Source organism: Tumebacillus flagellatus (assembly GCF_000714935.1).
Taxonomy (GTDB): domain Bacteria; phylum Bacillota; class Bacilli; order Tumebacillales; family Tumebacillaceae; genus Tumebacillus; species Tumebacillus flagellatus.
On sequence record NZ_JMIR01000009.1, the window covers coordinates 65,013 to 86,908 of the forward strand.

Consider the following 21,896-nt stretch of genomic DNA (forward strand, 5'->3'; position numbering starts at 1 on the left):
GGAAACCGCGAAATAACAGCTCCCAATCAACTATGGGAAACGGATGTGAAGTATGGGTATATCGAGGGAGAACAGCGATTCTTCTTTCTGCTCTCAATTCTAGACGTATGCGACCGCGCCGTCATCGACTATTACATCGGGACAAGGTGTGAGGCAAAAGACGCTGTTGAGCTGTTGCAACGGGCTTTATGGAAGCGAAATCAGTTTGGGGAAGACCAGCGCCCTGTCATTCGGACAGATCAGGGCAGGTTCAACCGTTGGTTGTAAAGCTGTAAAGTGATAAAGTTCTGAGCTAAAAAAGCATAGCTGCGAGAATAAGAGGATAAGGTTGCTCAACTCAAGATTTAGGGTGTTGAACCGATCCCGCTATTCCGACCAGATGTGAAGAAACGCGTCAGAACTAGGTTCTGGCGCGTTTTTTGTTTTTCGAGCTGAGCCTGAAGCGCCGCAGGTCTTACCTATCTCGCGCCGATCAGTACCCGGTAACTTGTGTGTAACGACTTCCGAGTACGATAGATACATCATCATGAGAATTAGGGGAGTTGGCACCATGCTCGTTGTGAAAAAACGTTTCGCCGTTCAGCAATTTCGATTCGAAACGGGTGTCACGTTGCCGGTTGAAATCGGATATGAGACCTACGGCACTCTGAATGAAGATCGCTCGAATGCGATATTGATCTGCCATTATTTTAGCGGTACCAGTCATAGCGGGGGATCGGGGTATTTAGAAGATCCCGACGAACGTACGGCAGCAACCCTTCGTCCTGGATGGTGGGAGTCGTTGATCGGACCGGGAAAAGCCTTTGATACGGATCGCTTTTTTCTCATCTCGTCCGACGTGATCTGCAATTTACATCCGAGAAATCCCTACGTCGTAACCACCGGGCCGGCCACGATCGATCCGCAAACAGGGGAACCGTACGGGATGTCCTTTCCACAGGTGACGATTCGGGATTTCGTACAGATCCAGCGGCAGTTGCTCGATTTCTTAGGCGTGGAAACCTTGTACTGTGCGGCGGGGCCCTCGATGGGCGGCATGCAAGCTCTGCAATGGGCGGTTGAGTATCCGGAACGGGTGCGTAAAGTGATTGCGGTGATCACGACTGGGCAAACTTCAGCCTATACCTCCGTGATGCCCTTGCAGATCGGGATCGATGCTATTGCTCAATCCCCGCAGAGTGGCCTTCTGCTCGCCTCCAAAGCACTGACGATCCAGAGCGACAACAAGTTAGCCGATACTGTCTGGAGGGAGAATGCTTCCACTTCTATGCCGTACCAAACAGCGATCGAGGAGGCGATCCGCAAAAACATCGTGGATGCGGACCCCTTGCATTGGCTCTATTTGGCTCGTGCCTGCCAAACTTTTTCCTTGCAACAAGGGTTTGACTCTTTACAAGAAGCACTGTCACGTATCCAAGCAGATGTGCTCCTGATCCCCTGTGACACAGACCGCTTGTTCCCGCCGGAGGAGAGTCGCTGCCTGCTGGAGCAATTGAGAAAAGCAGGTAAGAACGCGGAGTATTACGAATTCTCTTCTCAACGCGGCCATTACGCCGGTGTTTTGGAAGGGGAAAAAATAGCCGAACCTATTCGAGAATACCTCCTTCGGTCATGAATGCAAAACCAATCAGCAATCCGCGTTTCGATCTTGCGGGAGTACGCTCTTAAGGTCGTGCGTTCGGGTGTCAGAACTAAGTTCTGGCGCGTTTTTGTTTTTTCGGTCATGGAGGACGGTGCTGATTTGCTAAAACCCAATCCTCAGAAACCGTTCATACTCGCGCAAGACGGCAACGAATTGACGCCGTGGGGAGAGCTGTGGACGAATGCTCCGGACCTTATCGAGGGCTTGTTGATAGGGCAAGCGGCACAGTCGCATGTACAAGGCGGTCATGAAGTAACCAAGTCGATTCCGACCGGCGACGTCGTGAACGTACACGGTGTGCCCTTGTGCCAACCAAGCGACCGTCTGTTCCACATAGGGGATCAGTTCTTGGAGCGAAGTGTGCTCTTTGTCAGCCAGCTTATAGTGTTGCATGAGCAATTGAGGATACTGTGAGGGCGGATTGTCGGGTTTTTCGCGGATGTTGACGATCGCATCCACGTGCAAGTATTGCAACTGCTTCCATCCTTTTGCGTCCGGTCGTGGCCCTGCATACAGTTTTCCGGGGATGAACTCTGAGTACTCCATGTTCTCATTGTCCTTTCCTCATCAAGTCGGATCATTTTTGTATATGCAGGGTTCGGTTGATTTGAGTTGTGATCCTCTAAATTCGACTTGCAGCAAAAAGCCCTCGTTGTCATTTTGACACGAGGGCTTTTGCGGGCAAGCATAGACCAACCGACAGGCTGGTCTTGTTTCAATTACTTACGTTCGATGACTTTCCCGCTGAAATTCACAGGACCCACGACTTGCGCGGTTGCGTTGGCCGTTGCGTTTTCGACGGTCAGCGTGTACCGGTGAGCACCGGAGCGCACGTTCAAGTCGATCGCTTGGAACGCAATGGTGTAGAATTGTTCAGATCCAGCCGATTCGACACCTTGCTGCGTGCGGAAGATCTCGGCGCCGTCTCGGAACACCCGGAAGACCAGTTGTGCGATGTTGGTAACGCCTTTGACCCCGACGGTCGCGAGGAGTTCCACCGTGTTGCGACGGTTGCTTTCACGCGGTACGGTCAGCGTGATCGCAGCCAAACGCAACCGGCGCGGCGAGTGCGGGATCGTCGTGGTGCGGGTCGATGTTCTGCTTCGCGGTTGAACGGCTTTGTAGTCAAGAATTCGTACGTTCTTTTTAATCATGAAATATCACCTCCGCAGGTAGCATACGGAGCAGAAGGGAATTTTGATTGGACAAGTGGTGCGGGGCCGCAAAAAATAGAGCTTCGCACAGGAATCGTGCGAAGCTCCAGAATGCTGGTAACGGTGCTTCGAAGAAACGTGTCAGGACTTCGGTCTTGGCGCGTTTTGCGTGTTGAAAAGAGAAAGCCATCACCCGTTCAGAAAAAAACAGGTGATGGCTTGTTTACACTACCAGCAGCCGGAAATCGTGCACAAACAGGACCCTGTGTACTCTTCCTTCCTTTTCACTTGATTCATCGAGTTGGGCGACTCTACCTGAACGTCAAGATCAAACATGTTTTCCATTGGGGAACTACCTCCTAAAGGGTTCTGATTGTTCATTCCAAGGATGCATCTCACAGATGTGTAGGCAGATGCAAGTGTTAATCCATTTGTGACATTCACCTTGAACACAGAGTATCATTTGTTTTAATTAATTTCAATATTTGATGCATAAATAATTCTAAGTTCCCGACGGGCGGTCAGAGGATTACCTGCTCTCCATACAAGCGTTTCGAACTGAGCATCAATTTATCCGGATTCATATCGGTGTTCTTCATTTGGGTGGTAATTCATTCCATCTACAGGTATCATAGGTTTAGAAAAATAATTCGAATGAACGCTGCAAAGAGGACCACCATGCCGTTTACACGAGTGTCGATCTTGAAAGGAAAGTCTTCCGAATATAAAAAAGCGCTTCTTTCAAATGTGTACTTGGCGATGCGTGAGACGTTCAACGTGCCGGAAGATGATCTTGTTATGGTGATTCACGAGCATGAGCCGGATGGATTCCTGTATAGCGGGAATTATTTGAATATTGATCACGCGGAGAACGTTTTCATCAATCTCGTGGAGTCCCCGAAGGAGAATGGGTCGTTTGGGAATGGTGTCGCACAATATGCGGAGTAATTTCGTTTTATCAGAATGATGAAGAATGGAGGGGCCTTATGTACTCGCTCACTACGAGGGCGCCGCTGCAGGACAGTTGGAACTGCAAGTCAAGCAGGTCGAGGGGAGGGAAGTAGGATACGTCAGCATCATGTACCTCGTTCCCGAACTCCGCGGACAAGGCATCAGCCAGCAGATGTGGGACTACGCGGAGTCCTTTTTCCGCAGGCTCGGGATGGCAGAGTATCAATTGAAAGTGGACGTCGGAAACGAGAGAGCGAAGCGTTTTTACTTAAAATCGGGAATGGAAGTGCTCGGGGAGGAACCGAACTCCATGGGAGACCCTTGCTATCGGTTGGCGAAAAAGCTGTTTTACTAAAAAAATAACTCTTCACATAACCATGTTATACTAGAAACAGGAAAGGTGAGGAGGATGCTCCATGCGCCATGTTCAGAAAACCGGGAAACCTAGTAAGTCCCGCACGACAGCCGACCGCCGTGTCGGGGGTGAATCCTCTGCGCCGATCTTGCAGCGGGCGTTGCAAAATCCAGCGTCCTTGACCCCGGCGCGGGTCATGCAATTGCAACGCGCCCTCGGCAACCAAGCCGTGCAACGGATGTTGGCGGGGATGCGAAGCCAACAGCAAACGTCCGAACAACCGCCCGCGCAGATGTTGATCCGCAACGGCGTTGCCGCGAACAAAGGGTATGTGGTTGACGACCCGGAAGACATCAGCGAGAATCCTGCCGGGAAGTTAACCCGCAATGACGAAGACGACGACAAAATGGGCGGAACCGTTTCCTTCGGCGCTCTTTGCGATCTCGGGTACGGCACGAGCATGTACGCCGAGATCGTGGACTGGAACCACATGCCGGTGGGCTCCGCTCCGTCGGTGAAACCGGATTGGTACCCGCCGTCGAACACTCCCTACTGGACGAGTTACATGGTGCAGGGGCATCTCCTCAACGACAACGTGGGCGGACCGGGGAACGACATGCGCAACTTGGCCCCGATCACCAAAACGGCCAATGGCGCACATGAACGCTTGGTGGAAAGCAAAGTAAAAACGATGACCATCGACGATGGAGAAAACATCGCCTATATGGTCACGGTTCGTCCCGGCCCGCCGAAGAGAAGCAAATTCTCGAACTTTTTCGCCACGTACCCAAGCAAAGAGTACGACGACGAATTTGACAAGTTGCCGGCTGGATTTGATTGCGTGGCTTTTGACGGCGAGGGCAAGAAAGTCGTCGATCAATATATTGAAAACGAAGAGTAAACAGGAGGATGCTTGATGGCTTATGGAATGTATGTGAAATTCACGACGCAAGCCGGAACTCGCGACGAACTCGTCCGCTTGTTGGTCGACGCGGCGGACTCGATGAATCACGTGGAAGGCTGCCAGGTGTACATCGTCAACGTCTCGGAGACGGAACCCGATACGATCTGGGTCACCGAAGTCTGGAGAGACGCAGCGGCTCATGCGGATTCCCTCAAGTTGGAGGCCACGCAGTCGTTGATTCAGCAAGCAAGGCCTTACATAGCGGGAATCGAGCAAATTCCCTTGGTTCCGGTTGGCGGCAAGGGGCTCTAATCGATTTCGGAACAGAAAAGGCAAGCGGCGTCAGACCTCACAGGCTCTGGCGCTTTTTTTCATTTCCCTCGCGCTCCCAACCGTTGGTATGTAAGAATAGAAATGACACAACTTCCCCGTACCCCCGTATCTTTTCGAGCTTCCCGTTCGTTTTCTAAATAGAACCGTCTCAAAGGAGGCGATCACAATGTCCATCCAGCCACACACTCCCGTTTTGGAACAGCAGCTCGAAACCGCCCGGCCCGTGTTGCTGCGGTACTGTCAGAAGCTGACAGGGTCGCGATGGGAGGCGGAAGACTTGGTGCAGGATACGTTTTTGAAGGCGTGGGCGCAGTTGCAGCGTCCGCATGAGAACCATCGGGCGCTGCTGTTTCGCATCGCCAAGAATGCGTGGATCGACAAGTGCCGCAAGCGCAATCGTTCGAAGGTATGTTCGTTGACGGAAGAGGCGCAGCACACGGACGACGTTGAAAAAAACGCCCTTGGCACCAGCGTCTTCCAAGACCCGACTTTGCTGCTCGACGCGATGGGGCGTTTGCTGCAGGCGCTCTCCCCGTTGCAGACGGCCGTTTTGCTGCTGCGCGACGTGTTTGAGTACTCCAACCTCGAAGTCGCGGGCATGATCGGCACCACGGAGGGGGCGGTCAAATCGCTGCTCCACCGCGCGAGACGCAATCTCGCGAGCGTGCAGGACGATGAGCATGCAGAGCTGGATCAAACCCAAGCGGAACGCCAAGCTCAGAAAGCCACGCTCAATGCGTACCTCGAAGCGTTCCGCACGGCCAACGCCGCAGGTCTCGTGGCGCTCGCGCAAAACAACGTCATCCATCCGGTGCACGCGCTCAATACCCTTTGGGCTCAAAACCGGCACAGCAAAGTCAACGGAACAGCACAAGCCAACGGCATTGGCAACGAACACGCAAGCGCAAATGGAACTGCCAACACGAATCTTCACGGTATCACCAACACAAATTTCAATCCCAACCTGCGCCCGCGCGCGCGCAAAACCCAACCGGCGCTACTTCTGCTCTGCGCCTAATTCTCAACCCCCTTGGAGGTGGAGCGGCTATGAACCTCATGCCGTACGTTATCGAACAGACCACTCGCGGCGAACGTTCCTATGATATTTTTTCCCGCTTGTTGAAAGACCGCATCGTCTTGATCGGCTCCCCAATCGACGACCAACTCGCCAACTCCGTGATCGCGCAACTGCTGTTTCTCGCCAGCGACGACCCGACCAAGGACATTCAGGTCTACATCAATTCCCCCGGCGGCTCCGTCACCGCCGGGTTCGCGATCTACGACACGATGAAGCTGATCAAACCGGATGTCTCCACGATCTGTGTCGGCATGGCGGCAAGTTTTGGCGCGCTGCTGCTCACCGCCGGCACCAAGGGCAAGCGCTTCGCTTTGCCGAACAGCGAAGTGATGATCCACCAGCCGCACAACTTCGGCGGGGGCATCCGCGGGCAGGCGACCGATATCCAGATTCACGCCGACTGGATCTTAAAGTCCAAGCGAAAAATCAACGAAGTCCTCGCGGCCCACACCGGCCAACCTCTGGAAAAAATCGAACGGGACACCGACCGCGACTTCTTCCTCTCCGCCGACGAAGCCAAAGAGTACGGCCTCATCGACAACGTGCTCACCTAAAACCGCAAACGGACAGCCGCTCCCCGCCAGTGCAGGAGCGGCTGTTTTTTTTATGTGAGGGTGCACATAATGCCTGGTTGTCATGTATAATATTTGTACAAACATTTGATAAGAAAGGGTGAACTGCATGTCTCACAAACCGGAAAGCTTCCCCAGCGACGAAACGGTGTTCCCGCTCCAATGGTACGCCGTCGCCTGGTCGCGCGATCTCCAAAACAAGCCCATGAAGCGCAAACTCGCGGGCCGAGACTTCGTCCTCTTTCGTGACGACAACGGGCAAGTCCGCTGTGTCCAAGCCTATTGCCCGCATCGCGGCGCCGACCTGTCGCTGGGAGCGTGCCAAGGAGGCGCGCTGCAATGCCCCTATCACGGCTGGGAATTCGCAGGAGACGGTCAATGCCTCTCGATTCCGTCGCAACCGAACCGTCCGATCCCGGAGTTTGCGCACAACGCCGCGTTTCCCGTCATGGAGCAGGCGCAGTTGATCTGGGTCTATCCGGAACGCCTGCACGCGGGCCAAACTCTTCCGAATCTGCAGCTCTTCCCGGAGCTGTCCGACCCGAACTTTGTGCTGACTCCGTTTGGTACCACGTGGCAGGCACACGTGACGCGGGCGGTCGAGAGCGTCCTCGACGTGGCACACCTCGCGTTCGTTCATAAAAAAACAATCGGCCGCTCCTTGGCCGCGGAAATCGCAAACTTGGAATTCACCGCCGAGGGGGATTCGATCAAGATCCGCAACGGCGGCGGTTTGCTGGAATACCTCTACCCGCAACACTGGATCCTCAAGCCCTCATCGCCGGGGAAAAACCAATTTATCCAATACGTCACGTTCACGCCCGTCGACCGCGAAGAGACGGCGTTGTTCGGTTTGGCGGGACGGACGTTTGCCAAAAGGATCCCGGGCATGAACCTGCTGTTTGGACGTTACAGCAACAAAGTGCTGCAAGAAGACCAAGCGATCGTCGAAAGCCAACACCCGCGCCCGATCCCGGAAGCGTTGCGCATGGAAGCGCACGTCGCCGCAGACGCACCGCAAGTGCGGTTTCGGCAACGGTGGTTTGAGTTTTTGACAGGGGACGAGGCGAGAGTGCACGTGAAGGAATCGCAAAGGTGAGTGTGGAAATATCAGGTATTCGTTCATGAGAGATGTGGTGCGAAAACAGCGACGCCCGCATCCTCTACGAATTGGGCGCGTTGCCCAAAGAGACGCACGACGTATATTGAGAGTGCCAAGAGCATGCCCGATTGCGGCGTGCTCTTTTTTTGCTGTACATGAACCTCATTCCCAAGGGTAAAACTACCACCCGTGGAGTTTAACAAGGAAAGAGGAAGGTGAACCCGATGGCTCAATCCTATTTGGCCGTTCACGAAGCGATGGAGATCCACGAACTCCTGAACTTCAAAACCGTGTGCACCCTGAAATCCAAGATGATGCAAGGTTTGGTTCGCGACGAAGAGTTGCGGACGTTGCTGGAGCAAGACGTTGCCGCTTCTATTCTCCAACTGCAAGAACTGCAAGCGATCCTCGGCACTACCAAATTCCAATAACCCTTGATGAGGTGAGGCACACATGCAAACCGACGATCTCGCAAATTACATGGACTTGTTGCCCCTCGCCGATCCGACCGTTGCCATGGATTTCCTCCTCACCGCGAAAACCGGCGTGCGCAACCTCTCCATCGCCGTCACGGAAATCGGCAACCCGGAAGCCAAAGCGGTCGTCCGCAAACATCTCGACCAAGCGGTCCTCCTGCACGAGCAGATTTCTCAACTGATGATGAGCAAAGGCTGGTTGCATCCCTATGATCCGAACACCCAGTTCCAACTCGATCAAACCAGCGCCACCGCTGTGCTGAAAATTGCCAACTTGAAACTGTGGCCGGAGAAGTTCGAACGCGCGAACCCGGATATGCAGGCATAAGGAGGAGCCCCCATGAAGGCCGTTACTTACCAAGGCATGAAAACCGTGGAAGTCAAGGACGTTCCCGATCCGAAGTTGGAAAAATCGGATGACGTCATCGTTCGCATCACCTCCTCGGCGATTTGCGGGTCCGATTTGCATCTGGTGCACGGATTGGTGGCAAACTTTCCGAGAGGCTACATCATCGGGCACGAACCGGTCGGAATCGTCGAAGAAGTCGGACCCGAGGTCACGAAAGTCAAAAAAGGCGACCTCGTCATCGTCCCGTTCAACGTCGCGTGCGGCAATTGCTGGTACTGCAACCATGACCTGACCTCCCAATGCGACAACTCGAACCCGCACGGCGATTCAGGAGCGTACTTCGGCTATTCCGAAACGTTTGGCGGGTATCCCGGCGGCCAAGCGGAGTACATGCGCGTTCCGTACGGAAACTTCACGCCGTTTAAAGTTCCGGAGAGCAACGAAGTCCCGCATGAACATCTGTCGGTCATCGCGGATGCCCTGTCCACCGCGTACTGGTCGGTCGACAATGCCGGCGTCAAAAACGGCGACACCGTCATCGTGCTCGGCTGCGGCCCTGTCGGTCTCTTCGCGCAGAAATTCTGCTGGCTCAAAGGCGCCAAACGCGTCATCGCCGTCGACTACGTGGACTACCGCCTGCAACACGCCAAACGCACCAACAACGTCGAGATCGTCTCCCTTGAACAGGAAGCCAACATCGGCAACCACCTCAAAGAAATCACCAAGGGCGGCGCGGACGTCGTCATCGATTGCGTCGGGATGGACGGCAAATACTCGCCGCTCGAACTGGTCGCCACCGCTTTGAAGATGCAAGGCGGCACGATGGGAGCGCTCGTCATCGCCACCCAAGCGGTGCGCAAGGGAGGCACGATCCAAGTCACCGGTGTGTACGGAACCCGTTACAACGGCTTCCCGCTCGGCGACATCATGAACCGCAACGTCACGCTGACCACTGGCCAAGCGCCTGTCATCCCGATCATGCCGAAGATGTACGAATTGGTGGCATCAGGCAAAGTCGACCCGGGAACGGTCGTCTCCCACGTCTTGCCGCTCTCGGAAGCTTCCAAGGGATACACCATGTTCGACGAACGAACAGAGGGTTGCATCAAAGTCGTCCTCAAACCCTAAAGCTTGTACGTGATGACGTGGAAGAAGTCCATCACGAACTCGATGCCGACCGCCACGGCCGACCATCCCAGAATGTAGAAGACCGTCCGCAGTCCGCGAATCTCCCACCGCTCATACAGCGCGATAAAAAAATACCCAAACGGCGCGTAGAAAAAGTAGGTGGCCAAGTCCATCAAGCAATACCTGGGCGAATCGTTCACATCGTAATAATCTAACGACCCTCCGCCAAACGTGAAGTCATAAAACTTTGACACCGTAAACGACCACACGCACAACAGCAGCACGATTTGCGACGGAAGGCGTTTGGGCGTCAACCAGAGCACGAGGTAGACGACCGTCAAGCCGATGTGGAGAAACCATTCGTTCTCGTCAAACTTCTCGATGGCAAACACGTTCACGGCACCTGCACCTCGCTCTTGGAGAAGGTCAACCGGAACCAGATCAGCAAGAGAGCATCGAGCAGCAGGTAGAGATAGTAGGTCACCAAACTGTCGATCAGATCCCAGTGTGGGAACGTAAACGATTGGAAGTGAACGCAAAGGGCTTCGATGCCCCACATCACCCATCCGTAGCCGATCAGCAAGGCGGCTCGAAGGAGGGGTTTTTTCCGGAGGAGAAAGCTGTCGACGCACAGCAAGGGCACCAACCGCACGAGGGGGGGGACAGAACAGCGAGCAACAGCCACGAGATGAAAAAAAGCAGTGCGATCACCATCTGACATCTCCCCCTCCTTAGAGGTACGTTTTCCCTTTTTGCCTCTTCGTATGAAAAAGGACGCGGTACGAACGGACAACCGGAGGCTTGTTCTGTCTGCGGCCCCATCGCGCATAAAATTCATTGATTGAGTTCGAAGACGTGGGCGTGGGGGTTTCAAGATGAGAGTCGCAGCCTTGTTTCGAAACAGCGTGTGGGCAGGTCTCTTGCTGCTCTTGGCTTTGATGATGGTGGGCAATTTGCAGTTGGTGTTTGAAGCGGGATTGCAAGGTTTGAAGATCTGGTGGGACATCGTCTTCCCTGCGGTGTTTCCGGTCTTGGTGCTGTCTGAATTCATGGTCGGGCTTGGCATCGTGCATTTCTTGGGCGTGCTCTTGGAGCCGATCATGCGCCCGTTGTTTCGCGTGCCGGGCTCGGGCGGGTTCGCGATGGCGATGGGCTTTATCTCGTCGTATCCGGTCGGCGCGCGGTTGGCGGCACTCCTGCGCAGCGAGAAGTTGGTGACGCGTCCGGAGGGCGAGCGCTTGCTTTGCATCGCCAGCACGGCCGACCCGATGTTTATCTTGGTGGCGATCTCCGTCGGCGTGTTTCAAGATGCGACGCTTGGCGTGGTGATCGCCGCGGCGAATTTTGCCGGCGCGATTCTGCTGGGGTTCCTGCTGCGCTTTCACGAGCCGCGCGGTGAAAGCTCCGCCCCGGTCAAGGATCAGAAAAAATCCCTGCTCCTGCGCGCGTTCCACCGCATGCACGAAGCGCAGATCCAAGAGAAACGCCGGATGATGGAATTGCTCTCCGATGCGGTGACCAACGCGTTTCAGACGCTGTTTGGCATCGGGGCGTTTATGATCGTTTTTTCCGTGGTGATTCGGTTTGTTTCCACGGGGTCGTTGTCGGACCTGTTGACCGCGCCGCTGGCGTGGACGCTCTCGATGCTGCACTTGCCCCAAGCGCTGGCGCATTCGTTTGTCGTCGGGTTTTTGGAAGTGACGCAGAGCATGCGCGCGATCGCCGACGCTGTCGGACCGGACATGAAATCGAAGATCGTCGTCGCGTCCGCGCTGGTCGCGTGGGGCGGGATTTCCGTGCACATGCAGGTCGCTTCGATCATCGCGCCGACCGACATTCGCTACAAACCGTACTTCCTCTATAAGATCGTCCACGCGGTGCTCGCCGCCGTGCTGGCGTTTTTCCTGTGGGAGCCGTTGCGCGGGGCGGCGGTGAGGACGGATGAGGCCGTTTCCGTTTTTGCACCGTTGCCGCAGCCGGCGGTGGATTCGGGATGGGCGTTCCTGTACGGCTGGCACTTGGGGTTGATCGGGTTGGTGATCGGCGGGTTTGTGCTGATGGCGGGTGCGGTGAAAGTTCTTTCGAGGCTTCGGATTTTCTGATCGCATGCGTCGAGTTGTTTTCTGTTTACCCCTTGCCTAAGCTGTGCTAAAATGTCATCGTGGATCTTTGTACAGATTTCGGGTACACTGCATTGCACGGGTGGGTCGAGGGTTATGAACTAGAGGAGAAGGAGTATGTTGCTAAACTTGTTTCAACGGGTGTTTAGGTTGCGTGAACACGAAACCACGTTGAAAACCGAAGTGTTGGCAGGCATGACGTCGTTCTTCACCATTGTATATATCGTAGCGGTCAACTCTGCGATTCTCGCCGATGCCGGAATTCCGCTGGCGGGCGGGGTGCTTGCGACCGTGTTGACGGCGTGTTTTGGATGCCTGCTGATGGGCTTCTATGCGAACGCGCCGTTGATGCTGGTGCCGGGCATGGGAGTCAACGCGTTTTTCGTGTATACCATCGTAAATTCGATGGGGCTCTCGTGGCAAGAAGGGTTGGCGGCGGTGTTCCTGTCGGGCGTGCTGTTCGCGATCACGGCGTTCACGCGTTTGGCCGGCTGGCTGTCGGACGCGATCCCGCAATCGCTCAAAGAAGCGATCACGGTGGGCATCGGCATTCTGCTGACCTTCATCGGGTTGCAGAAGGGTTCGATCGTCGCGCCGAGCTCCACGACGTTCGTCCAGATGGGTCACTTGAGTTCGCCGGAAGCGTTGGTCACGATCTTGACGCTGGTGATCACGTTGGTGTTGTTCTTCCGCAACGTCAAGGGCGCGTTTCTGCTGTCGATCTTGGTCGGCACGGGGCTGGGCTGGGCGTTTGGGCTGGTGCATCCGGGTCAATCGTCGGCGGCGTCGTCCGCTTCGATTCTGGACGGATTCTCGGTGATCGGGGCGCTTTCGTTCGGCAAGATCGGCTCGCTGTCGTTCTGGATGGCGACGTTCTCGCTGACGATGATCCTCGTGTTTGAGAACATGGGGATTCTGAGCGGTTTCGTGCCGGAGGAGAAGTTTAAGCGATCGTTCCAATCCAACGCGATTTCGGTGATCTCGTCCGGCTTCTTCGGCACGAGTCCGACGGTCACCACCGTCGAGAACGCGGCAGGGTTGGCGGCGGGCGGCAAGACCGGACTGACCGCGTTGACGGCCGGCGTGCTGTTTTTGGTGTCGCTGTTCTTCCTGCCGTTCATTCAGATGATCCCGGGCTGCGCGATTGCGCCGGTGTTGATCGTGATCGGCGGGCTGATGATCCAAAACGTGACCCGCGTGAAGTTTCACGACATCACCGAGGGCTTCCCGTCGTTCCTGATCATCGCGCTGATTCCGCTGACGTACAGCATCGCGGACGGCATCGCTTTCGGATTCATCGCGTACCCGGTGCTCAAACTCGCACTGGGCCGCACCAAGGAAATCCGCTTGCCGGTGGTCATCATCGCCGGACTGTTTTTGGTGAACTTGGTCTTGAATGCGTTGGGTGTGTAAGACAAAGGCTCTTCCTCTGTTGAGGAAGAGCCTTTTTCATTCAAGAACGCGGATTCGGCGGGAGGTGTTTGACGATCTCCTGCCATTCTTGCCACTGACCGTAGGCGTTCCAAATCACGAACGCCAGCAGAACGAAGAACGCGATCAGCCCGACGAAACGGGCGGCGGATGTTTTGCGGACCACTTCGACTTTGTATTGCGAATTGCAGTCGCCGCAGTAGCGCTTCGGCATCGCATCTTCCGTTTCAAACGTATGCTGGCAGGGCGTGCAGGTCAGTTTTTTCCGAGGCCCTTTGCCGAGCAAACTGAGGACCAGCACGATGCACGCCAGAGCAAAGATCATGAGCGGCGCTTGAAAGTACATCGCCATATTCGTCATCTTCCATCCACACTCCTACAAGTTAACTGGGTTTGCGCGCGGCCGCCACCAAGGAGATGCCCGCTTCCCAATCATAGAGCGGGTTCTCCAAGATCCAGCGGTGGCGGGCGAGGGAGAGGGACTGCAGTTCCTCAAGCTCCGTCGACGTCAGCACGAAGTTCTCCCGCCCGCGCAATTCTTCCAGCGCTTGGCGCTCCGCTTCATACTGCGCCGTTCGCAACGCCTGCCGTTCTTGCGCGTACCGGGCATCGTCCGGCGCGTGGCAGTAGCCCCACGCGTTCAACTGCAAACCTTCCAACCCAAAAGACCCCAGGAGCGCCAGCAGTGCAGGAGCCGGAAATTTTTCACTGCCGATCGTACCGCGCGGGACGAGATGTTCCGCCGCCCACGTTTCCACAGACTCCCGCAGTTCGCGATACCGAGCGGCTCCCGGATAACTCTCAAACTCCGGCAGTACATTTACGCCGTCAAACACGATCCCCGTGCGGCCCGTGACCGCTTCGATCACGGAAATCGAACCGCCGGGGCGGCAGACGCGGATCATCTCCGCCACGGCTTTCTGCGGGTCGGTCAGCACGCCGATGCCCGTGTACGACGTCACCGCGTCAAAACTCCCGTCTGCAAACGGCAGCTCATACGCGCTGCCGACCACATACTCCACGTCTTGCAGACCTTCCCGCGCCGCGTTCTCCTGCGCACGTTGCACAAAACGCGGGTCGAGGTCCAACCCTGTCACCGAGCCGCCCGGCGTCAACCCTTGCGCGAGATAGGGAGCAAACGTCCCCGGCCCGCAGCCGACTTCCAACACGCGCATGCCCGGCGTCAACTGCATGTACGCCATCAACTGCGTCCGCCATTCCGGACGAAACCGCCAGCGGCGCGAAGCTTCCAAACTTTCAATCGATTGCACCCAACGAAACTCGCTCACGAAAAAACCTCCTCGCAAACAGGTTCCAACATCTTACCAAGAATAGTAGATTTTGTAAATGAAAAAAAGACTGCCTCCCCGAAGGAAAGCAGTCTTTTCGTCATGTTCAAAAAACTTACAGGCCGCGAGCTGCCCAGATCGAGGTGATTTGGGACAGGTGGGAGCCGCCGTACAGCGCTTGGTCAGCCGCTTTGATCGCTGCAACGCCGTCCTTGAACCCGGAGTTCGGGGTGAGGGAGAAGTGCGATTGCAAGATGATTTTGGTTGCCACGTCACGGCCGAATGCCTGCGCCATGTCGTATTCGCCGTGCGACCAGATCTCGCCGTCGTCATGCACTTCGCCGTCCATGTTGGTCGGGTATTTTTTGGAGGTGTCCAGTCGACGCAGGGTCGGCGGGGTGGAGGAAGAGTAGGAAGTTGCGTCCCACTCGCCGATCAGAGCTTTGAAAGCCGTGTTCGGAACGAGCGCATCTTCGTACGTTGCGCCCATGAAGTCGCCGAAGCCTTCGCCCATCGCGCCGCCTTCTTCGGTTGCACCGAAGCCCGGGACTTGGTTGTCTTGGATGGAGTGGCCGTACTCGTGCGCGATGATGCCTGCATCCTCTGCATCGTCAACGCCGCCGGTGCCGAAGGTCAGGTCCTTGGTGGACGGGGAGTACCAAGAGTTGTCTTGGGTGGTGCCGTTCGGTTTTACAGAGATCGCACGGTTGTTGATGTTCAAGAAACCAAGCGATTGGATGTACCGTTGGACGGTGTCGATGTGGTAGTACGCCATCACGTCTTCGAAAGAACCGGAGGAACGGGTGTAGTTAAAGGTGTTGGTCGAGGAGTAGGTGTTCACTTTCGACGTGATGTTGACGTACTGACCTTTCAGGTAGCCGGAGCCGTCCAGACCTTGCAGGGTGACCGATTTCAATTGGTTGGTCAGCGCCGTGGAGTCTTTGTTATTATTATCGGTCAGGCCGGTTGCGTTGCCTTGGGTGCGAACCGGGTTCGGGTTGAAGACTTTACCGGTGCCGTTTACGTGTTGGTGCAGGTCGCGCTTCTTGAGAACTTTGCCGTTCTCCGCATGCACGAACGATTCCACTTCGGATTCGCCGCTGTGGGTGACGACTTTGTACGCCGGTACTGCTTGGCCGTTTTCGAAGATGTAGCCGAACACGCGGGAGTTCATCGCGGACGGAGCGTCGGTAGCGTTCAGAGCGGCGAGTGCTTTTTGTTCAGCCGCGTTTTCGCCGATTTTCTTGGAAACCGGTTGAGCGGTGAGGTTCGGAACGTAGTCGGAAGCGATCAGGAGAGCTTGTCCCGCGTTGTCGAGGGTGACTGTGACTTGATGCGTGAACAGTTCTGCGCCGTTTACCGTTTGTTGGTAACGGACGACGGTGCCGCCCAGGGTGTTGACCGTGCTTACGTATTGCAGGTCAGAGAGGTCCGACTTGAAGCCGTACTTCGCTGCTTGTGCTTGCAGAGCGTTGCTTGCCGCGGTTTGTGCATCCACCGATTTTTGAGCTGCCGGAGCAACAGACGGGGTGCCGGTTTCTGCAAAAGCAGCCGGAACCAAAGTGGTCATCATAACAGCGGTTGCGATTGCGGCGGTGAGGAAAGATTTGCGTTTCATTGTGACGCCTCCCTTTTTTATATTTCGTAAATAATCGTACAACTCTATGTACAAAATTGCAAGACTTTTTATCAAAATTACATCAGTACACGTAAAAACTTATTTCAAAAAACGAAAAAACCCTCACAACCACAAGGGTTGCGAGGGCTTTTCAGGACTTTGTACCTACCTTCAGCGTATTTCTTCGCGGTCGTCACGCCCGCCCAATGCATACAGTCTGAAGCAGTACAGACCGGCGATCCCGACGATCGTGTAGATGATGCGGCTGAGCCAGGAGTCTGCACCGCCGAACAGGGCAGCGACCAGGTCCCATTGGAACAGGCCGACCAACAGCCAGTTCAGAGCCCCGACGATCACAAGAGTCAAGGCAATTTTATCCCAAGACGTAATCCGGTTCATGGAGAGCCCTCCTTTCTGCCTACCGACGTACTAGTAGAATCTGAAAAAGCACGTCCGTTTATGACAGGAAAATGGTTCCTTAACGCGGCCCGTCCCGGTTCAGATCGATCTCTTCTTGCTTGGGGTTCTCCGTCGGCAGGTAGCCTTTGGCGTACTCGTACGTCAAAACTTCCTGGGTCTCTCCTTGGTTCGTTGGTTCGGGGCCGTGTTTGATCGACATGCCGAAACGCCTCCTCTGGAATGGCAACAGATATGCAACAGACGGAGGTAGTATTTGCAGCCGCAAACCCTTTTAAAACGAGTCGTAGCGCTTGCGGTAGTAGCGGCTGACCCAGTGGAACAGCGAAGCGATGCGCCCCATGCTCTCCGTCAGCTCCAGCACAAATTCGCGGTGCGGCGAGTCTCCGAGCACTTTGGCGTCGGAGAAGTACATGCCGACCAAGCCCTGCAAGACCAAGCGGTGGAAGCGCGGGCTCGGCATGTCGTCGATCGCTTGCAGAGAGCGCGACGCAAACGCGCGGATGCGGGCGTACGCCTGCTCCTGCGACTCGTAATACGCGACGAAATTCAAGTCGCCGCCCTCCAAGTCTTCTTCTTGGTCGATAAAGTAATCGAGCAAGATGTGCAGCCCGCCGATCCACGGGAAGTAAGCGTGCAAGATGCGCTGCACGTCCACCGCCGTCAACGTCTCGTCGCTGGCGGCGAGAAAGAGCATGAACATTCCGAGTGTCGAACCGGTCGCTGCCGAAAATTCATACCACGTCAATTCGGAAAAAACCGCACTGTGCCCGGCAAACCAATTCTGCAAGCGGGGTTCCCGCTCTTCCACGCGGACGTGCTTGTGCACTTGCAGGTCGCAGTAGAGGCCGACCAACTGCAACACGCCGTCTTGGACGAGCGGGTATTGCGGCAGAGAAGCGATGCACTCCCGGCAAGCGGTTACCAGGGACTGGAGGTAGCCGCCGTCGTTTTTTTCTAAGCGGTGGGCGTAGTAGTCGTGGAGGTCGCCGTTTTGCGTGACCGCGTCGAGCATCGCTTGATGGAGCTGGCGGAAGTCGGCGGGATCAAGCGACGTGCTGCGGTCGCAGAGGTTGTCGAGATAGTCGGAGATCGTCTGAAACGCGACGATCAGCTTCACGAGTGTATGTAGATGCTTCGGATCGGCCGCCGTGGCGTAGACGGTGCCGCCGTCGGCGTGGAAGCGTTTGGTCGTCAAACTCATCAGGGCTTGGCGCTGCAATTCCGGGTCGGGAATCGACGCTGCGCGGTCGTGCCAATGTTTCAATTCGCGGGCCGATGCGGGAAGCACGTCGCGAAAACTGCGGCGCAAGAGGGTGAAAGGGGTTTCCGGGGGTCTGATCATGCGAACGTGTTGCCTCCTCACTCATGCAATTCTATTTCGATCCTACACGAATTTCCGAGAATGGTACAGCCTCCAAGACGTGAACAAAAAACAAACAGCCCTCGTCCGCGAGCGGCGCAACGGGGGCTGTTTTGGACAGGCACAAGGGTTATTCAGCGCGCATTCGGCGAGCACGGCTTGCAGTTCGTCGTGGTGTCAGGCGCGGTAGTAGCGGTACTCGGCGGCGATGTCGAAGCCGCAGGTCTGGTAGAGATGCAAGCCGCGCTCGTTCTCGGTCACGACGTCGAGCTCGATCTCGCGGCGGCCTTCGCTTCGCAGCATCTGCACCGTGTCGGTGAGAATCTGCCGGCCGAGGCCTTGGCCTTGGAAGCGGGGGAGCAAGGCGAATCCGAACACCGCCGCGTGGCCGTCACGCTCCCGTTGCACGCGAATCCCGCCGACGGGCTCGCCGTCAAGCCGCGCGAGATACGACATGCGGTCCGGCGTGTTGGTGTTTTGCAGCAAGAGGCGCGTGTTTTCTTTGGAATCGCCGAATCCTTGCGACAGGCAGATGACGAGCGCGTCGAGATCATCGGGAGTGGATACCGGACGCAACTGCAAGTGCTCGTTTCGCGCAAACGCCTGCGGTTCGCGGGCGAAGCTCATCCCGAACTCCGCTTCGTGAAACACGCAGCCCATGCGTTCCATCACAGCCGTTCCCGACAGCGAACGTCCGGGGACGACGAAGAGAACGTCTTGGATGCCGCGTTGCTGCATCGCTTCCCGCGCCCTCTCCAGCATGGCACGGAACACCCCTTGGCGGCGGAAGTCCGGATGCACCATCGCGATGACTTCCGCCGTCTTCCCGTCAAACGTGTAAAAACAAAGGTAGCCGACCAGCGCTTCTCCCGCGCGGCAGACCACATCCCAAATCCCGTCTGTCGGGCGGTTGGCAAGCGATTTGACGCCGGCCCGCACTTCGATTTGCTCGGCGTCGTTGCACCGTTGTTCCAATTGTGCGATCTCTTCGATTTCGTGAGGCTGAAACACAGAAGGGAGTGTCATCGTGACTTTCATATCTTGGGAAAAACCCCTTTCTTGGTCAAGACACCGGAATTTACACCTGTTATAATGACTACATGAGAGAATTCGGGTGCTTCAGACCCGTTTGGAAAGCGAGGAACCAGCATGGCACGTCAATTGGCGGGGCAGACCGCCATCGTGACCGGGGCGAGCCGGGGGATCGGCCGCGCCATCGTGCGCGCGTGTTTGGAGATGGGCATCAACGTCGTCGCCGTGGCGCGCAACGAATACGGTCTGGAGCGGCTCCAAGAGGAGATGCGCGTCGGCAAGCGTTTGCTCGCCGTCGCGTGCGACATCCGCGATCAACTCGAAGTGGAGCGGCTGTTTGAAGTCGCCTGCGACCGCTTCGGCTCCATCGAGATCGTGATCAACAACGCCGGCGTCGGCTTCTTCGCTCCGATTGAAGAGTACGACGAAGCGATGCTGGACGAAATCTTAGACACCAATCTCAAAGCGGTGTTTCACATGTGCCGCGCTGCGTTTGTACATATGAAGCGGGGCGGGGGAGGCCAGATCGTCAACATCGCGGCTCTTCTTGGACACGTTGCAGAACCGTTTGCGTCGGCGTACTGCGCCAGCAAGTGGGGCGTGCTCGGGCTGACGGAAGCGCTGCGCCTCGAAGGCAGCCCGCACGGAATCCGCGTCGCCTCCGTCTCGCCCGGCACCACGCAAACCGATTTCGGCGGCATCCCGTCGTCTCAGAAAGGGCAAGCCCTGCGCCCGGAGACGGTTGCGGAAGCGGTGACCTACTTGCTGACACAGGGCGACGACGCCAAGATGACGCAGGTCGTGCTCCGCTAACGTCAGGCTGAAGTCCGGCCCATTTTCAAAAAAAAGCCCCAGTGCCGCATGGCTCCGGGGCTTTTTGGAGATCTTATGCTTCGTTCATGGCGTCCTTGACTTGCTCGTAGCGGATCAGATACTGTTCGAGGTTGCGCTGCAGGTCGGGGGTCAGCACGAATTCGAGACCGAATTCGAACACGCCTTCCTTGAGCTGCACGCGGCGCACGATGCCTTTGCCGGTGAAGTGGCTTTGCGAGCCCAGCGTGAAATCGAGCTCCATGCCTTCTTCGATGTACTTATCCGATTGGAAGCGCAGACCGCCCGCCGAGATGTCCATGACGGTGGCGCTGAGTTCGTTTTTGTCGACTTTGACTTTGGCAGGCAGATTGACATCGTAGCGCTGGTGCTGACGACGGTTCAACAAAGACGTGTCGCGGCTCGGTTTGATCATGAGAATCCGTTCGTCGATCGTCCCGATCACTGTGGATTGGAACGTGAGGATGCCGTTTCTATGGTAGATGGTTGCCGTCACAGGGTCGCCGATCGTGAAGTTGGAATCGGCCGGGAACACGACATCGAACAGTTCGCCTTGCTCCAGAAACACTTGCCCCATATTGGAATAATTGGTCGAACTGACGAGAATGTTTGCTCCTTCGAAAATGCTGCTCATTGTATTTCTCCTCTCCGCTTATTCGCCGGATAAATCATCGGCAACGAATAAGGTAGCCATTATTTATTATAATAGCGCAATTGATTAAACTTGGAAATGACCTTGCTTCGGATTTCTGAAGTTTTTGCGGTTGCGGAGGGGATTTGCCCGTCTGCCACCCGTTTGGTATACTAGGTACGTACTGGAAGAAGGCGGGGATACGGATGGATAAGGACAACATGCAACTCAACGAATACATCGTCATCAAAGCCCACGACAACGGCGTCCAAGTGATCGGTTTGACGCGCGGGCAAGACACTCGGTTTCACCATGCCGAGAAATTGGACCGCGGCGAAGTGCTGATCGCGCAATTTACGGAGCACACGTCGGCCGTGAAAGTGCGCGGCAAAGCCACGGTGATGACCCGTCACGGCGTCATTGAATCCGGCGACTGAGGACGGAAGGCACTGCGTGAACTTCAAATGGATGCACCAGAGGAACAGCCGCTTGCGGACCTGTTCCTTTTTTCCATTCCCGAAAGTGGCGTAAGGAATGGGACAGGCGCATAGGATGGTGAAAAAGGAGGGAGCCGAAATGTCCAAAGGCATGCTGATCGCGCTCTGCCTCTCCATCGTGCTGGCCCTCTCGCTGTCGTGGTTGCCGGACACGGGCGTGCTTCAGCGCTTCGGAAGCGTTGGGAACGCGGAGAGCTCGGAGACTGCCAAGCCCGTGATGAAAATGGACGGCGTGGTCAACGAACTTGACGCGCTCGGGTTGACCGGGCGCATGCAGAAAGTGATCTGGGAGCAGAACAAACTCACCGTCTGGATGTCGGTGCCGCCGGCAAGCCTCGCAAGCGTCCATCCGTGGCAAGACGCTTGCAAGATCGCCTCGCGCTTTTTGGCAGACACTCCGCTGTACCAAGCGGTCGACGTGAAAGTGGTGTCGAGCGACAAACCGGACGTGGTGGAGTTTACGGTCCACAGCGACGCAGATGAGATGGCGCGGGCCCCGAAGCCCGGGACGCCGGAATTCGACGCTTTTGTGAAACAAAAAATGGCGCGGGGGTGACCCGTGCTTTTTTTATTGACATGTAAATAGTGGAATGCTATAAAAAGGATGTTGGCACTCGATGTAT

At 56.0% G+C, this 21,896-nt stretch carries 30 protein-coding genes; 17 read left to right on the top strand and 13 right to left on the bottom strand.

Annotated features, from left to right (window positions below; genetic code table 11):
• Positions 1 to 12: 12 nt before the first annotated feature.
• Both EL26_RS26670 and EL26_RS08145 read left to right on the top strand, forming a co-directional pair.
• The gene (locus EL26_RS26670; protein WP_420802058.1) at positions 13 to 267 is read left to right on the top strand and encodes a DDE-type integrase/transposase/recombinase; all 255 of its coding nucleotides are present in this window, start codon (positions 13 to 15) and stop codon (positions 265 to 267) included.
• Between the two features lie 283 nt (positions 268 to 550).
• Positions 551 to 1,615, top strand: a complete 1,065-nt coding sequence (locus tag EL26_RS08145) for an alpha/beta fold hydrolase (RefSeq protein WP_038086574.1) — start codon at positions 551 to 553, stop codon at positions 1,613 to 1,615.
• Positions 1,616 to 1,744: 129 nt separating this feature from the next.
• Here the strand turns inward: EL26_RS08145 and EL26_RS08150 are convergent, their stop codons facing one another.
• The 3 genes from EL26_RS08150 to EL26_RS26675 all read right to left on the bottom strand — a co-directional run bounded on the left by EL26_RS08150 (position 1,745) and on the right by EL26_RS26675 (position 3,177).
• On the bottom strand, positions 1,745 to 2,188 hold the full coding sequence (locus tag EL26_RS08150; RefSeq protein ID WP_038086578.1) for a protein-tyrosine phosphatase family protein: 444 nt from the start codon (positions 2,186 to 2,188) through the stop codon (positions 1,745 to 1,747).
• Between the two features lie 173 nt (positions 2,189 to 2,361).
• Positions 2,362 to 2,796, bottom strand: a complete 435-nt coding sequence (locus EL26_RS08155; RefSeq protein ID WP_038086581.1) for a hypothetical protein — start codon at positions 2,794 to 2,796, stop codon at positions 2,362 to 2,364.
• 228 nt (positions 2,797 to 3,024) lie between these two features.
• Positions 3,025 to 3,177 carry an FDLD family class I lanthipeptide gene (locus EL26_RS26675; RefSeq protein WP_420802056.1) on the bottom strand — a complete coding sequence of 51 codons (153 nt, stop codon included), beginning with the start codon at positions 3,175 to 3,177 and terminating at the stop codon, positions 3,025 to 3,027.
• Positions 3,178 to 3,474: 297 nt separating this feature from the next.
• On the opposite strand from EL26_RS26675, the gene EL26_RS08160 reads away from it, so the two are divergent.
• The 10 genes from EL26_RS08160 (at position 3,475) to EL26_RS08205 (ending at position 10,044) form a co-directional block, all read left to right on the top strand.
• Positions 3,475 to 3,744: a tautomerase family protein gene (locus tag EL26_RS08160; protein ID WP_038086585.1), complete on the top strand. Its 270-nt coding sequence runs from the start codon at positions 3,475 to 3,477 to the stop codon at positions 3,742 to 3,744.
• 25 nt (positions 3,745 to 3,769) lie between these two features.
• Positions 3,770 to 4,102 carry a GNAT family N-acetyltransferase gene (locus EL26_RS08165; RefSeq protein ID WP_052036137.1) on the top strand — a complete coding sequence of 111 codons (333 nt, stop codon included), beginning with the start codon at positions 3,770 to 3,772 and terminating at the stop codon, positions 4,100 to 4,102.
• A gap of 61 nt (positions 4,103 to 4,163) precedes the next feature.
• Positions 4,164 to 5,003: a hypothetical protein gene (locus EL26_RS08170; protein ID WP_038086587.1), complete on the top strand. Its 840-nt coding sequence runs from the start codon at positions 4,164 to 4,166 to the stop codon at positions 5,001 to 5,003.
• Positions 5,004 to 5,018: 15 nt separating this feature from the next.
• Positions 5,019 to 5,318, top strand: a complete 300-nt coding sequence (locus tag EL26_RS08175) for a putative quinol monooxygenase (RefSeq protein ID WP_038086589.1) — start codon at positions 5,019 to 5,021, stop codon at positions 5,316 to 5,318.
• A 187-nt stretch (positions 5,319 to 5,505) separates the two neighbouring features.
• Positions 5,506 to 6,357, top strand: a complete 852-nt coding sequence (locus EL26_RS08180; protein ID WP_052036138.1) for an RNA polymerase sigma factor — start codon at positions 5,506 to 5,508, stop codon at positions 6,355 to 6,357.
• Positions 6,358 to 6,386: 29 nt separating this feature from the next.
• Positions 6,387 to 6,971: an ATP-dependent Clp endopeptidase proteolytic subunit ClpP gene (gene clpP / locus EL26_RS08185; protein WP_038086591.1), complete on the top strand. Its 585-nt coding sequence runs from the start codon at positions 6,387 to 6,389 to the stop codon at positions 6,969 to 6,971.
• 127 nt (positions 6,972 to 7,098) lie between these two features.
• Complete coding sequence (locus EL26_RS08190; protein ID WP_038086593.1) at positions 7,099 to 8,088, top strand: aromatic ring-hydroxylating oxygenase subunit alpha; 990 nt, start codon at positions 7,099 to 7,101, stop codon at positions 8,086 to 8,088.
• A 227-nt stretch (positions 8,089 to 8,315) separates the two neighbouring features.
• Complete coding sequence (locus EL26_RS08195; RefSeq protein ID WP_038086596.1) at positions 8,316 to 8,522, top strand: hypothetical protein; 207 nt, start codon at positions 8,316 to 8,318, stop codon at positions 8,520 to 8,522.
• A 22-nt stretch (positions 8,523 to 8,544) separates the two neighbouring features.
• Positions 8,545 to 8,895 (top strand): spore coat protein, encoded by a 351-nt coding sequence (locus EL26_RS08200; protein ID WP_038086599.1) that lies wholly within the window; start codon positions 8,545 to 8,547, stop codon positions 8,893 to 8,895.
• Between the two features lie 12 nt (positions 8,896 to 8,907).
• A complete protein-coding gene (locus tag EL26_RS08205; protein ID WP_038086602.1) occupies positions 8,908 to 10,044 on the top strand; it encodes a zinc-dependent alcohol dehydrogenase in 1,137 nt (378 codons plus the stop codon).
• On the opposite strand, the gene EL26_RS08210 is transcribed toward EL26_RS08205, so the two are convergent.
• Together EL26_RS08210 and EL26_RS08215 are read right to left on the bottom strand one after the other, a co-directional pair.
• Positions 10,041 to 10,442 carry a hypothetical protein gene (locus EL26_RS08210; protein WP_052036139.1) on the bottom strand — a complete coding sequence of 134 codons (402 nt, stop codon included), beginning with the start codon at positions 10,440 to 10,442 and terminating at the stop codon, positions 10,041 to 10,043. The genes EL26_RS08205 and EL26_RS08210 overlap by 4 nt on opposite strands.
• Complete coding sequence (locus EL26_RS08215; RefSeq protein WP_038086605.1) at positions 10,439 to 10,765, bottom strand: hypothetical protein; 327 nt, start codon at positions 10,763 to 10,765, stop codon at positions 10,439 to 10,441. Before EL26_RS08215 ends, EL26_RS08210 begins: the two co-directional genes overlap by 4 nt.
• 154 nt (positions 10,766 to 10,919) lie before the next feature.
• Here EL26_RS08215 and ylbJ point away from each other — a divergent pair, with 154 nt between their 5' ends.
• A complete protein-coding gene (gene ylbJ, locus EL26_RS08220) occupies positions 10,920 to 12,146 on the top strand; it encodes a sporulation integral membrane protein YlbJ (RefSeq protein WP_052036140.1) in 1,227 nt (408 codons plus the stop codon).
• A 138-nt stretch (positions 12,147 to 12,284) separates the two neighbouring features.
• Positions 12,285 to 13,577 (top strand): NCS2 family permease, encoded by a 1,293-nt coding sequence (locus EL26_RS08225; RefSeq protein WP_152559211.1) that lies wholly within the window; start codon positions 12,285 to 12,287, stop codon positions 13,575 to 13,577.
• Positions 13,578 to 13,617: 40 nt separating this feature from the next.
• On the opposite strand, the gene EL26_RS08230 is transcribed toward EL26_RS08225, so the two are convergent.
• From EL26_RS08230 to EL26_RS08255, 7 genes are all read right to left on the bottom strand, one after another.
• Positions 13,618 to 13,956 carry a hypothetical protein gene (locus EL26_RS08230; RefSeq protein WP_038086614.1) on the bottom strand — a complete coding sequence of 113 codons (339 nt, stop codon included), beginning with the start codon at positions 13,954 to 13,956 and terminating at the stop codon, positions 13,618 to 13,620.
• Positions 13,957 to 13,978: 22 nt separating this feature from the next.
• Positions 13,979 to 14,884: a class I SAM-dependent methyltransferase gene (locus EL26_RS23600; protein WP_052036141.1), complete on the bottom strand. Its 906-nt coding sequence runs from the start codon at positions 14,882 to 14,884 to the stop codon at positions 13,979 to 13,981.
• A gap of 115 nt (positions 14,885 to 14,999) precedes the next feature.
• On the bottom strand, positions 15,000 to 16,502 hold the full coding sequence (locus EL26_RS08240; protein ID WP_038086617.1) for a M36 family metallopeptidase: 1,503 nt from the start codon (positions 16,500 to 16,502) through the stop codon (positions 15,000 to 15,002).
• Positions 16,503 to 16,673: 171 nt separating this feature from the next.
• The gene (locus EL26_RS08245; RefSeq protein ID WP_038086620.1) at positions 16,674 to 16,901 is read right to left on the bottom strand and encodes a DUF378 domain-containing protein; all 228 of its coding nucleotides are present in this window, start codon (positions 16,899 to 16,901) and stop codon (positions 16,674 to 16,676) included.
• 79 nt (positions 16,902 to 16,980) lie between these two features.
• Positions 16,981 to 17,121 (bottom strand): hypothetical protein, encoded by a 141-nt coding sequence (locus EL26_RS25395; protein ID WP_161780683.1) that lies wholly within the window; start codon positions 17,119 to 17,121, stop codon positions 16,981 to 16,983.
• A gap of 72 nt (positions 17,122 to 17,193) precedes the next feature.
• Entirely contained in the window at positions 17,194 to 18,264 is a 1,071-nt protein-coding gene (locus tag EL26_RS08250) for a tetraprenyl-beta-curcumene synthase family protein (protein WP_038086621.1), read from the bottom strand.
• 195 nt (positions 18,265 to 18,459) lie between these two features.
• Entirely contained in the window at positions 18,460 to 19,320 is an 861-nt protein-coding gene (locus tag EL26_RS08255; protein ID WP_038086624.1) for a GNAT family N-acetyltransferase, read from the bottom strand.
• A 111-nt stretch (positions 19,321 to 19,431) separates the two neighbouring features.
• Here EL26_RS08255 and EL26_RS08260 point away from each other — a divergent pair, with 111 nt between their 5' ends.
• Entirely contained in the window at positions 19,432 to 20,127 is a 696-nt protein-coding gene (locus EL26_RS08260; RefSeq protein ID WP_052036142.1) for an SDR family oxidoreductase, read from the top strand.
• A gap of 73 nt (positions 20,128 to 20,200) precedes the next feature.
• Here EL26_RS08260 and EL26_RS08265 read toward each other — a convergent pair whose 3' ends face one another.
• Positions 20,201 to 20,779 (bottom strand): flagellar brake protein, encoded by a 579-nt coding sequence (locus EL26_RS08265; RefSeq protein ID WP_038086627.1) that lies wholly within the window; start codon positions 20,777 to 20,779, stop codon positions 20,201 to 20,203.
• 203 nt (positions 20,780 to 20,982) lie between these two features.
• Here EL26_RS08265 and mtrB point away from each other — a divergent pair, with 203 nt between their 5' ends.
• On the top strand, positions 20,983 to 21,213 hold the full coding sequence (gene mtrB, locus EL26_RS08270) for a trp RNA-binding attenuation protein MtrB (RefSeq protein WP_152559209.1): 231 nt from the start codon (positions 20,983 to 20,985) through the stop codon (positions 21,211 to 21,213).
• 139 nt (positions 21,214 to 21,352) lie between these two features.
• Positions 21,353 to 21,829: a hypothetical protein gene (locus tag EL26_RS08275; RefSeq protein WP_038086659.1), complete on the top strand. Its 477-nt coding sequence runs from the start codon at positions 21,353 to 21,355 to the stop codon at positions 21,827 to 21,829.
• Positions 21,830 to 21,896 lie beyond the last annotated feature (67 nt).